This is a genomic window from Cecembia lonarensis LW9 (assembly GCF_000298295.1).
Lineage (GTDB): Bacteria > Bacteroidota > Bacteroidia > Cytophagales > Cyclobacteriaceae > Cecembia > Cecembia lonarensis.
Genome location: NZ_AMGM01000104.1, coordinates 1 through 11,629 on the forward strand (window position 1 = coordinate 1; position 11,629 = coordinate 11,629).

The window sequence follows — 11,629 nt, forward strand, 5'->3', positions numbered from 1 at the left end:
AGGTATAGAGCCAAGGCAAAAGGGTTGGAGCTTGGAAGGTTTGGGAGATTGGTTTTGTATGGTGGTACGAATTGTGCCAGAGGCACAACCTATTGTTAGCAAAAAAGCAGTAACCATTCCCCTCCGTCCTGTAGGGGGACTGAGCCTGTCTGTCCGCCAGGCAGGCGTTAAGAAAATATCCCTTTGGATCCCCGAATCCCGATAATTATCGGGACGGGGTAGCTCAGAGCCAGGATGCAGGGTGGGAAAATAAGAGCCAAGTAAAAAGTAAAAAGGAAAAAGGTTTGTGTTTGGAACTTGGATGGTTCGGAGGTCTTGTTCTGTATGGGGATCAGGACGCAGAAGGCGTCCAATACCGAAGGTTATTTACCCCGGGTACAACCCGGTGGCTGAAGCCGGTTTTATGTCCCCTGTCCGCCCAACTCCGGTAGGAGTTGAATTTAACCACCGATGGATGAGGTGTGATAATGTAGAATGAAGAATGAAAAATGAAGAATGGGGGCTTGCAAGGTTGAATTTTTCATCATTAAGGTTGGCGCACATTGCGAAAAACTTTGGGGTCATTGCGGTTAAAAATGAGCTGAAAGCTCAATGACCAGTGGTCCCGCGGTGCAACCGCGGGACAACGGGAGCTTGCAAGGTTGAATTTTCATTATAAGGATTGCGATCCTTTGCGAAAAACTTTGGGTCCATTGCGGTTAAAAAATGAGCTGAAAGCTCAGATACCAGTGGTCCCGCGGTGCAACCGCGGGACAACGGGAGAGACGAGAAGCAAGACATAAGACACAAGACATAAGACACAAGACATAAGACATAAGACACAAGACACAAGACTTAAGATAGAAAAAAGCTTCCGGATTTTTTACCAGGTAGGGGATCGGGGAGTGAGGGGATAAAACCGGCCGTTCCTCTCCAAAGGTTTATGATTAAGATCGAAACGACCGGAATTACTTTAACTATATTGAACAATCAAAATTATGAAAAATCAGATCAAAAACCTGCTACGCGCAGGCGTATTTATGTTGGCAGCGGTATTTGCTTTTGCTTTTACGAAGCCCATGAATCCCAATCAGACAGTTTGGGGAAATGATCCAATTCAAGGTCCGGTTCCGGTACAATTGGGGTCATCACAATATGAGTGTGAAAACAACCCTAGTGCCCAGTGTCTCTATGAAGATGAGGATCTGACTATGCCCATTACAGGGTCAACCGGTGATTTTCGTCTGAAATAATTTGAATCAATCAGGTAATCTCTTTTGGGGATTACCTGATTTTGTTTTTACCGATTGGTGAACTCTTCTTGAGGAATTGGAAACACAAAAGCCTCAGGAGATCGCTCCATTTCTATGATTTGGTTGTCAAGAACCCTTTTCAGCGGGAAAAATTCTTCCCGGTCACCTAAGTACCTTTTTAGATCAGACCATCTCAGCCCCCGGAACAGCAATTCTTTTCTTCTTTCCCAGAGAATAAAACCCAATGGATCTTCAAAATCTGAAGGATCAAAAGGCTCAAAAGTGCCAGACATGTACCTGGATTCAAGCAATGTGTTCAGCGTTTCAAATGCTGTCTCCATATTCCCTAACCTTGCCTCACATTCAGCTTTTATGAGCAGGCTCTCGCTGACCGAAAGTCCGGTGAAGTAGTTTGATCTTCCGGTAAACTGTCCTTTAAAGTTGATGTTTCCTGCAGGGTTGATGAAGAAGTAAACTGTTTTTCTTAGGTCATTCTCCTCGTAAGACTGGTAAAGGAGTGTGTCAATTCTGGCCTCAGGATTTGAATTGAGCTGACTGTATGTTCCTGAAAACTTGTAATACACATATTCGGGGCTACCTAAGCCAATAGGAAAATTCAATGCGGGGTTTAAGGTGTTAAAATCCATAAGGGTATTGTCAATTTTCAGAGATTCATCGATGTGCTTTAGTGCCTTGGTAAATTCATTCATACTTAAATAAACCCTGGCAGCTAAGGCATGGACAGCTGACTTTGATCCTCTGGTTCTGATTCCCGGTGTGTCTGGCAATAAGGGCGTTGCTTCCTCCAGATCCATGAATATTTGGGAGTACACTTTTCCCAAAGGGGCAAATTCTTCAATGGTATTTATGTCTGCCTTTAATACCAAAGGAATGCTGATCTGCGATTCTGTTTGGGGACTTGGCTTTGCTGCAAAAACCTTCAGCAATTCTGAATAGGCGTAAGCCCTGGTAAAGAGGGCAAATCCTTTGACAAAATCCCAATCTGAGCCATTCTCAGCTGTCCTGGTGGTCAGCTCAAGCTGCTGAAGGCAGAAGTTTGCCGTATAGATCTGGGTATATAAGGTAGTCCATTCCGGTTGTATTGCATCAGCATACATATCGGGGGTCAGCAGTCTTTTATAGGCATTAAAATATAAGGGATTGTCCTGTGACTCAATAAATTCACGGGTATGATAGAAGTCGTCAGAAGCAATTATGTCTATTAAAGCACCTTGGTTCATCCTTTGTTCTGCACTCAAAAGTGCAAGCAGTTCATCCAAAGATTCAGGTACTTCCAGGTCAAGTCTCGGTTTGCTGTCAAGAAAGTCCTGACAGGCCATTAGGCATATACTTATGATTGTGACAATCAGTATGTTTGTTTTATTGGTTTGCATAATTTGATTGGTTTAGGTTGTCAGAAGTTCAGGTTAATTCCCATAGCTATGCTTCTAGGGGGAAGCATCTGCCTGAAATCCGGATCAATGGGGTCATCAGATTTTTTCCAGATTATTCCAAGGTTATTTATGTAGGTATAGATTTCAGCCCTTTTGAAAGGAAGTCTTCTACTTTCTACAGTGCTTAGGTCATAGGAAAAGCGAATATCCTGAAGGCGGATATGATCCCCTCTTTCTACCAAGACTTCGGAGTAACGGTAAAAATTGTCTCTTACGTTATTGACTGAAGCAGGCATAGAAGGTACTTGAGTGAAGGCTTCATCACCGGGCTGTTGCCATCTGTTGGCAAAATCAGCATGACCACCCTGCCCCCTGAGTACAGTTGTGTAGAGGACAGATTCCCTTCGGTAGTAATATCTGGCACGAAATGAAATATTCGCGGACAGGGTAAAGCCTTTGTATTGGAATGTATTTCTGAAAGCTCCAAATGCCTGTGGTCTTCTTGGGCCATGGAAAGTGAGGTCCTCTGGAGAGGTATTGGTAAAGATTGCTGCATAATTTTCACTCAGTTCTCCGTCAAGGATTCCGACAGGATTTCCGGTATCGGGATTTAATCCTGCCCACGGAAGGCTGTAAATGGCGAAAAGAGGTCTGCCTTCCAAGGGGAAAAGCTGTCCCTGTGGCTGAGCCAGGTAATTGATGGGGGTGCCCCTGAAGAAGTAATCGGTTACTTCTTCCTTGATGGTGGAAAACATCAGGTTGCTTGTCCATTTGAAGCGTCCGGTCAGGTTTCGGGACTGTATGTCCATATCCATTCCTGTGGCTCTTGTGCTGGCACTGTTGACCCTTGCCCTGAAGAAACCCGTGGATGGTGAGAAGGGAGAGTCTCCGATCAGGTCCACACCGTTTTTGATGTAGGTTTCCACTGTGCCCCTGATCCGGCTGTTTTTGGTTTCAAAGTCCAATCCGAAGTTGAGGATTTTGATCCTTTCCCATCTAAGTAACCTATTTTCGGGAGAGCTGATCTGTGCTGCCAATTCTCCTCCTGCCAATAGAAAAGCAGAATTGGTAAAATAAGTTGCTGTAGTAAGTGCAGATACTGATTTGTCCACGTTCCCGTTTTCCCCATAGGTGGCACGGAGTTTTAAAAAGGGAAGGTAATCCGCATTTAAGAAGCTTTCTTCAGAAATCACCCAACCTAATCCAGCTGACCAGAGCGGGACAGCACGCTGATTGGCGTCCACCCCAAAAAGGTTGGAAGCATCTCTCCTTGCTGAAAGGGAAACATTGTATCTGTTTTTATAGGTATAGGCCGCATTGAAATAGTGGGAAAGGAATCTGTCAGTTAGTCCTCTGTGCCTTGTCCCGTCAAAGATTGTGGCCTGGAAACCGTTGTGGAACTGTCTGAAGGAACTGATAAGGTCCACGGGCTGGGAAATGCCAATGTTTTCCCTGTAACCATAGTACCTGAATTCCCTGGAAATGGACTGGAAATCCTTTAATTCCCAACCTGCCACCGCATCTATGCTGGATACAGGACTGATTACTTTGTTGTAGGAGATCTGTCCCCTGAGGCTGTGACTGAAAGCTCTGGTGTTTTGGATGTCCAGTATGCTGTTTCTCGGTACTGGAAAAGAAAGGGTTCCATCGGGGTTTTCCTGTGCAAACCTGTTGATCAGGTCTCTGGTGGAATACAGGTCAAGCCCCTGAAGGTTTTCCGTATTGTTGACATTGGTCCAGTACTGGTAAAATATCCCCGCCTTCAGCCCGTCAACAATTTTGTACCCGAGGTTAAGGTTTAGCCTTACATCATTTTCTATGTTTTCGATATTTCCTGCACCGATTTCTTTCAGGGGATAGTAATTCCAGTCCAGAAGCCCCAGTCCTGCGGTACTTTCTATAAACCTTCTGCTGTAATCCCTAGTGACAGGAAGGGCATTTCCATCATTGTCGGTGAAGGTTTCATAAGGGAAAATATTTCTGGGTATCTCAGTACGGGTATCCCTGTTCCATCTTGTCAGATAGACTCCTGTTCCGATTTCAAGCTTGTCTGAAAGCAGGTTCCAGTTGTTTTTGATACTCAGTGTATAGCGTGAGTTGTCGTTGCCAACTACATTTTCAAGGTTTCTGTCCAGACCTGCCGAGATGGCATATCTGTAATTTCCTGTTCCGCCGCTAAGGTTGATGTTGTGCTGTTGGTTGATGGCAGGCCTGTAAAAATGCCTGGTGAAGTCGTGACGGACATCCCTTGATCTGAAGGTATTGAGCTGCCGCTGGAGTTCTTCCTGGCTGATCAGCCCGTTTCTTGCACTGAGCAGGGCTTCCACTGCCGGGGAAAGTGCGGGGCGGTTGATGTTATTGATCTGGGCATTGTAGAAGTTTCTTTCAAAAAGCAGTTCTTCCATTCCTATGAAATCATCTATGGACATTACAGGCTGGTAGAAGAGATCTGGAGTCTGGAAAATGTTGATGTTACTGTTGATGGACAGGCTGGGGGCATCGGCTTTTCCTCTTTTGGTGGTGATGACGATGACTCCGTTTCCTGCCCTTGCACCCCATATTGAAGCTGCGGCCGCATCCCTTAGAACGGTGATGGTTTCCACATCATTGGGATTGATGTTTTCCAATGGGCCATCATAGGGGAAATTGTCTATGATGATCAGGGGCTGGGTATTGGCGAAGATGGTGCTTCTTCCCCTGATGCTGATAGGATCATTGGCGGGGCCGGTACGGTTGAATATCAGTCCCGGGGTGACATCTTCCAAGCGGTCGAGGATGTTGGTGGATATCCGTCTGTTGACCAGTTCATTGTCCAGGTGGACAAATGATCCTGTAGCCCTTTCTTTGGGGATTTCCTGATATCCTGTGGCCATGATCTCTACTTCTGAAAGGTTCATGTCCAGTTCGGTGAGGCTGAAACTGATTTCTGTGTCTGAAGTCAGGGTTATTTCCATGACAGTCCTTTCAAATCCCAGGTAGGAGGCGGAGATGTTATGGGTTCCCGGCTTGAGCCGTAGCCTGAAATTCCCGTTTTCATCTGCTACGGTTCCCGAAGAAAGGTCCTCCGGGGAGACAATGGCGCCTGGTAAGGGCAGCCCGGATTTGGCTTCTTTGACAGTACCTGTGAGCAGGTACCTATCAGTCTGAGCAAAGCCCAATGATAGCATGAGGCAGAGCAGGGAGGTGAGTAGTTGTTTTTTCATTTTACTTGCTTAGGGTTTTGTTGGGTTGATTTTTAATGTGGCTTTTTAGGTTTTCTATTTCGGATCTGATTCCCTCATAGGTTTTGTCATCCAGACCAAGGCCTGTCAGTTTACCATCTTGGTCAATCAGCTGTAATTGGGGTGCAGATGTGATGTTGAAATATTTCAGGTAGGGGTGCTCGGTTGAGTTTCCCTCATACCCTGTCCAAATGTGGATGGACTCTTCAGGGGAATAGTGGCCGGAAGCCTTGGATCTGAGCCAGCGTTCCCTGTTTTGGTCAAGGCTTAGGGATATGATGCTTACTTCGGGATCATTTTGGTACTCCTGTACAATTCTGGTCAGGTGGTATTCATTGAAGGACCTGCAGGATGAGCAGCCTGTCAGCCAGATATTGAGCAGGAGGATTTTTCCCTCAAAATCAGTGATGCGGATATTTGTGCCTTCCTCATCTTTGAAGGCGTAGTCAGGAACTTGGAGGCCGGGAGTAGAAGCCGTATACCAGGTTTCCAACCTTTCTTTGAAGATGGGATTCTGCACCTCTACAAGGAACTTCCCCAGATCGCTGACCCCCTCTCTGATGATTACATTCCTTTTGAGGAAGTGTGCTGTAAGAACTGCTTCCCTTAAGCCAGGGTCTGCTTCCAGATGTGAGACCTCATATACCGATTTGTCTTCGATGGCTGCCCTGCCCAGCATTCTGTATTCCTGCATTTTGATGTAATTGGGGGAGAAAAGGGGCAGGTATTTAGAGGCAAGGCTGTCGATCTGATTTTCGAGATGTAAAAAGGATTGGGCAAAAGTGTCCAACAATTCCGGAGCAGATTCTTTTATGTCCCTGAAATAGTATCCGTGAAAACCGTAAAATATGCGGAAGTACACCTGTGAAATGAAATCATTTATGAGGGTATTGTAGACAGTTTCAGGAACACGTTTTCTGTAAAATTCTTCAATCAGGGCGAATTCATCTTCCTTAAAAATCGGCAGTGTCTGGTTCATTTTTTTCAGTCTTTCCCGTGGGGTTAAGATGGGGATTACCTTTCTTCTAAAGCGTTTGTTGTTCGCTTCGAACCTGTCCAGCAGCTCCTGCCTTGGAGCAGGCTGAGCCGAAAAATCAAGCATACTGGGAATTTCGAAGAGCTTTCTTTCCAGAAGTTGGGACAGGCCTAAGGACATCTCGAAGGATTGTCGGGCAGGTCCGGCGAAGATTACCTGTTGTTTGATCTGGTCAAATTTGATTTTGATGCTGTCCGATGGGGATATGAGGTATGGGCCATAGGAAAAACCGCTTAAAGTATCTTCAAATGCTATCCAAGCGGGAAGCATGTTGGGTGGGATTTCCATATTGAAATCCCGGCTTCGTTGGGAAATTGTGCCTGCATAGAGTGAAGGTGGATTTAAAGGAATGATAGAATCCAATGCTGGATGTTCGCTGTTAGCCATTTCGAAGGCATCATTCCAAAGGGATATGCGGATGTTTTCTTTAGGCTGGATGGAATATACTTCCCCAAAGATCCAGGCTCCATTTTCCGGCGATTGGGCCAATGCCTTTGAAAGGGGAGTCAGAAGGAGGATTATTAAAGTGAAATGTTTCATTGAATTTGCTGAATGGTTTTGTGAAGAGGTTTTAAAAAAAGAAGGTCGGAGTACACGGTATCAACTAAATCTCCGGCCCGGAAGAAAACCTTCCCTCCCGGGGTAGTACCGTCATCTTTTGTGAATCTGCTAGCTACATTTGGGTTAATTGATCAAATCACCTTATGAGGAAAGTGAACCGGGAGCCTTGTAGGGAGTTAGGGGTAAAGTTTTTACCTAGGGAAATTCCCTGGGCTTGAGGTAAGAAGGCATGCAGACATGCCTGCTGCCGTCTTTGAGAGAAAGATTCCCTGCCCGACTTCCATTAGGGTGATCCACAATTGGTTTTCGTATGCCGTATGATTTGCTTCGGTAAAGGCATAGGAATGCCAGGAAGCATGAGTGTATGATTTTTTTCATGCAGTCTAAGTATTGATTGATCCAGGTTTCTTCACATAAGTGAATCGTTCTCCAAATCAGAAATTGGGATTTGGGAATCGGTCCCTGGAAATATGAAATGTTAATGTTTTTAGGATTGAAATAGGAGACCGGGAAGCGTGAGGCGTTCAGGAAGACCAAATCAAGGAAATTGCATGCTTGACTTAAGTTAACCTGTGCTACATCCCGGCCCCGGGCTAAATCAGTACACTGGACTGATTGTCAATGCCCGGCCCCGCACCGCTGTAGTACCGTCACCGTTTGTGTATCCGTTAGCTACATTTGGGTCTATTTATCGTTTCACCTTATGAGAGAAGACGCGGTGGGGGTCCTAGGGTGTCAAACAACTTTGTTCAACTGTCATCAAATAGCAATTCGGGAATTGCCACAATCAATTTTCTGGTCATTTTGGGTTGTGGTTTTAGGGTTTTAATCGCAATTGTTTATGGCTTTCGCCTTTGGTTACCTGTCAAATTCTTCTTCCTTTAGATGTTCGACCCCCTAAGGGTCGATGGGGTGTCATTGTCCATTATGTCTATAAATATGTGACCCCTCTGGGGTCAGCCAATTCTTATGCTTTCTATGACTCATTTGGCAATTACCAGAGGCTTTTTTTTGACCAATTCAGTTCCATTCATCACTCTTCATTCATCATTCTTCATTCCACACTCATCATTCTTCACTCTACATTCACTAAAGGACAAAGTCTTTCCAGGCCGCCATAAAAGCAGCAATTGACCAAAAGGAAATAAGAAGAAATACAACAGGTACCCCTTCCTCTGCAGCGGATGGGAAAGAAAGGAACAGGACAAAGTCAGCATGCTTTAAAAGCATGCCAAACCCAGTTCCTTACCAGGATACTAGCTCATCAAACCGGAGATTTGATGATGTTTTTCTGAAGCTCAAATAGGGATAAGGTCCGGGAAAAAAGTGGATACAGATGGGTTTGCCTTTCATTCAGAAGAAGAATGGGGGCTTCTTTACATAAAGAAAAACAAACATGTACCTGTTCCATAGCACTATAAATTTATATGGAACGTCATAATAAGTGAGCGGCGCCAAAAAAGAGGCGTGGGACTCAACTTACCGACTTAGTGGTACTGCCATACCTTAGACACGAAAAGTGAGCCCACGCCAAAGGCGTGAGCATTTTCACTTTACTTCCCGTGTCTTTTTGGAAAATTGGCAGTTTTCTAAGACGAGACGTTAAAGTGCAAATGCTATCGAAAACTTTATCGAAGAATTCGCAAATTAATAATATTAAGATTTAAATTAAGATTTTTAAATCTGCCACTATATTAGTTAAAATGATTTTCAAAGTCAACTAATTGACAATAAAAAATATTTTTTTGATTTAAATAATCAATTTTCACAGAAAATAGAGTTTATTAAAACTTTTTATATTTGAGAAACTTGGCAGTTTTCAAATGAATAAAATCAAACGATACAATAGAATTAAAGCTGTATTAGCTGATTCTGGAAAATCAAACAAAGAAATAGCTGAACATTTCAAAATACAAGAGGAGACGGTTTCCAGATGGATGTCCAATAAAGCCCAACCATCCTTACAAAGATTATTTGAATTAGCAGAATTTTTGGATGTAGATGTGAGAACCTTGATTGTTTCAAACAAATCCTAACATGATAGGTAAAAGAGTTGTTATTTTTCTAATTTAAGCAATAAAGATTTCACTTCCTCCTCAGTCGGATTAATAATCTCCCTTACTACTGGGTTGTCAAAGTAGTTCAGGTAACAGGGAGGGAAGTCTTCCTTTTTAAAATCCCTACCTAATCTTTTACGGAAGCATTCCAGGCATAGCATTCCCTGTCCAACTCCATGCTTTTTCCATAGTTCTTCTGTTACTGCATAGAAGTTGGTTTTTCCTTTGTTGGTATTTATGCCACAGTCTTTACATGTAAAATCCCAATTCATTAGGCTAGAAATTTGAATTAGTGTACTAAAATCGTAAATTTTAGGTTGAATTGTGGTGATAAACGTAAAAAATACCCTGTATGGGGGATTTTTTAGTTGAGAGGGATTTGGTAGGTTTAGGGGTGGGGAAAAATAAGCCCTGATTTATAATCAGACAAATAATCCAATTAGTAAATGGCTAAGTTTGATAGCTGTTTACGGTATATGAAGTTGGTTGAAACCAATATAAACGACAACTACCGACAAAACAGTAGTTTTATAACAAAACCGATTTCAAAAATTGTATTTTTGAGACTTTAATGGCAGGCAGAGCATACATAACACCAAAAGTTCTAAAGTGGGCAAGAGAATCGGCAAGAATGCTCGAGGAAACAGCAGCTGCCAAAGTTTCTGTGTCAGTTGACAGACTTAAAGAATGGGAAGCGGGAACAAGTCAACCGACGATCAGACAAGCACAAACGCTGGCCAAAGCATACAAAAGACCGTTTGCCCTATTCTTTTTGCCAGATGTTCCTCGTGACTTTCAGCCACTTCAAGACTTTAGAAAATCAGGTTCGAAACCACTTACAACTTCTTCAATATTTATTATTAGAGAAATCCAACAAAAGCAAGCCTGGATTAGTGATGTTTATTCTGAAAATCAAGAAGATAAATTAGCCTTCGTGGGTCGATTTTCAATAAAAGATAACCCTCAAACTGTTGCTGAAGACATTCTAAGTACATTAAAAATAAATCCCGCTTTATATAAAGCAGATAATCCAATTAAAGAGTGGATTGATGCCTCTGAATCTAATGGGATTTTCGTTTCCAGGACAAGTTTTATTAATTCCCGACTAAAATTAGACGCTCAAGAAATACAAGGGTTTGCTATCGCTGACCAATATGCACCATTCGTTTTCGTGAACTCTGACGATTGGAATGCACCACAACTATTTACTCTTGTCCATGAGTTAGCTCATATTTGGATAGCTGAAACAGGTATATCCAACGAGGTTGAACCAGACTTAAAGGGTAAAGACAAATTACACCCAGTAGAGTTGTTCTGCAATGAAGTTGCTGCAAATGCTTTAATGCCAAAAGAAATTGTTTTGAATCTTGATCCTTCATCTTTTCAGACTTCAAAAGATGTTTATAAAACCTCAAAGCAACTAGGCGTCAGTTCTTTTGCTATTTTGGTTCGTGCTTTAAATCTTAATATCATTTCAATACCTTCCTATCAGAAATTAAAAAGGCAGGCAGAGATTGATTTCTCTGAATATTTGAAAAAAGAAGCAGAGAAAAAAGCCAAGCAAAAAGAAAAGGAAAAGCAAGGTGGTCCAAACTACTTTTTGCTACAACTTAACAGAAACAGTAGATTGTTTACACAAACTGTATTGGATGCATTTCGTGGGGGTTTTATTGAGCCGACACTAGCTAGTAATTTGTTAAATGTTCAAGTAAATAAATTTTCAAAACTCGAATCACAACTATTTAGATGAGCACAAAGGCAAACAAATATTGTTTGGATGCCAACGTGTTAATTCAAGCATGGCAAAAATACTATAATCCCAAATTCTGTCCTGATTATTGGAAAATACTTATTGAGCTAGGAAAAAATGGAAATATTTTTATTCCTGAATTGGTTTACGAGGAAATTGTTAGAACTGAGGATGACCTTTCGAAATGGTTAAAATTAAGCAAAATCCCAATTGCTAAAATAAACGAACCTGTTACTAAACACATCCGCAAAATTTTAGAAGATTATCCTTTATTAGTTGACAATACAAAAGCGCGCTCATTGGCAGACCCTTGGGTAATTGCCCATGCATTAAACGACAATGCTACGGTAGTTACTAAAGAAGAAAAAGTAACTGTAA

11 protein-coding genes are annotated in these 11,629 nt (G+C 42.7%); 5 read left to right on the top strand and 6 right to left on the bottom strand.

Going from position 1 to position 11,629, the window contains the following annotated elements:
- Window positions 1-205: hypothetical protein (locus B879_RS23275; protein WP_040401173.1), on the top strand; the 205-nt coding region annotated here is incomplete at its 5' end.
- A gap of 772 nt (window positions 206-977) precedes the next feature.
- On the top strand, window positions 978-1,232 hold the full coding sequence (locus B879_RS18590; RefSeq protein WP_009186757.1) for a DUF6520 family protein: 255 nt from the start codon (window positions 978-980) through the stop codon (window positions 1,230-1,232).
- A gap of 47 nt (window positions 1,233-1,279) precedes the next feature.
- Here the strand turns inward: B879_RS18590 and B879_RS18595 are convergent, their stop codons facing one another.
- The 5 genes from B879_RS18595 to B879_RS22705 form a co-directional block, all read right to left on the bottom strand.
- Complete coding sequence (locus B879_RS18595; protein ID WP_009186758.1) at window positions 1,280-2,626, bottom strand: RagB/SusD family nutrient uptake outer membrane protein; 1,347 nt, start codon at window positions 2,624-2,626, stop codon at window positions 1,280-1,282.
- A 20-nt stretch (window positions 2,627-2,646) separates the two neighbouring features.
- Entirely contained in the window at window positions 2,647-5,829 is a 3,183-nt protein-coding gene (locus B879_RS18600; RefSeq protein ID WP_009186759.1) for a SusC/RagA family TonB-linked outer membrane protein, read from the bottom strand.
- A gap of 1 nt (window position 5,830) precedes the next feature.
- Entirely contained in the window at window positions 5,831-7,423 is a 1,593-nt protein-coding gene (locus B879_RS18605; protein ID WP_009186760.1) for a TlpA family protein disulfide reductase, read from the bottom strand.
- 216 nt (window positions 7,424-7,639) lie between these two features.
- Window positions 7,640-7,822 (bottom strand): hypothetical protein, encoded by a 183-nt coding sequence (locus B879_RS22700; protein WP_157231713.1) that lies wholly within the window; start codon window positions 7,820-7,822, stop codon window positions 7,640-7,642.
- A 711-nt stretch (window positions 7,823-8,533) separates the two neighbouring features.
- Entirely contained in the window at window positions 8,534-8,674 is a 141-nt protein-coding gene (locus tag B879_RS22705) for a hypothetical protein (protein ID WP_157231715.1), read from the bottom strand.
- Window positions 8,675-9,267: 593 nt separating this feature from the next.
- Here B879_RS22705 and B879_RS18610 point away from each other — a divergent pair.
- Window positions 9,268-9,480 carry a helix-turn-helix domain-containing protein gene (locus B879_RS18610; protein WP_009186761.1) on the top strand — a complete coding sequence of 71 codons (213 nt, stop codon included), beginning with the start codon at window positions 9,268-9,270 and terminating at the stop codon, window positions 9,478-9,480.
- Window positions 9,481-9,500: 20 nt separating this feature from the next.
- Here the strand turns inward: B879_RS18610 and B879_RS18615 are convergent, their stop codons facing one another.
- Window positions 9,501-9,773, bottom strand: a complete 273-nt coding sequence (locus B879_RS18615; RefSeq protein ID WP_009186762.1) for a hypothetical protein — start codon at window positions 9,771-9,773, stop codon at window positions 9,501-9,503.
- Window positions 9,774-10,072: 299 nt separating this feature from the next.
- Here B879_RS18615 and B879_RS18620 point away from each other — a divergent pair, with 299 nt between their 5' ends.
- Both B879_RS18620 and B879_RS18625 read left to right on the top strand, forming a co-directional pair.
- The gene (locus tag B879_RS18620; protein ID WP_009186764.1) at window positions 10,073-11,251 is read left to right on the top strand and encodes an XRE family transcriptional regulator; all 1,179 of its coding nucleotides are present in this window, start codon (window positions 10,073-10,075) and stop codon (window positions 11,249-11,251) included.
- Window positions 11,248-11,629 (top strand): DUF4411 family protein (locus tag B879_RS18625; protein ID WP_040401184.1); only part of this gene is annotated, 382 nt, incomplete at its 3' end. The genes B879_RS18620 and B879_RS18625, both read left to right, overlap by 4 nt.

Bases quoted from the DNA above. Each gene is read 5' to 3' on its own strand.
- B879_RS18590 (WP_009186757.1), top strand. From the start codon at position 978: ATGAAAAATCAGATCAAAAACCTGCTACGCGCAGGCGTATTTATGTTG.
- B879_RS18595 (WP_009186758.1), bottom strand. From the start codon at position 2,626: ATGCAAACCAATAAAACAAACATACTGATTGTCACAATCATAAGTATA.
- B879_RS18600 (WP_009186759.1), bottom strand. From the start codon at position 5,829: ATGAAAAAACAACTACTCACCTCCCTGCTCTGCCTCATGCTATCATTG.
- B879_RS18620 (WP_009186764.1), top strand. From the start codon at position 10,073: ATGGCAGGCAGAGCATACATAACACCAAAAGTTCTAAAGTGGGCAAGA.
- B879_RS18605 (WP_009186760.1), bottom strand. From the start codon at position 7,423: ATGAAACATTTCACTTTAATAATCCTCCTTCTGACTCCCCTTTCAAAG.
- B879_RS22705 (WP_157231715.1), bottom strand. From the start codon at position 8,674: ATGCTTTTAAAGCATGCTGACTTTGTCCTGTTCCTTTCTTTCCCATCC.
- B879_RS22700 (WP_157231713.1), bottom strand. From the start codon at position 7,822: ATGAAAAAAATCATACACTCATGCTTCCTGGCATTCCTATGCCTTTAC.
- B879_RS18615 (WP_009186762.1), bottom strand. From the start codon at position 9,773: ATGAATTGGGATTTTACATGTAAAGACTGTGGCATAAATACCAACAAA.
- B879_RS18610 (WP_009186761.1), top strand. From the start codon at position 9,268: ATGAATAAAATCAAACGATACAATAGAATTAAAGCTGTATTAGCTGAT.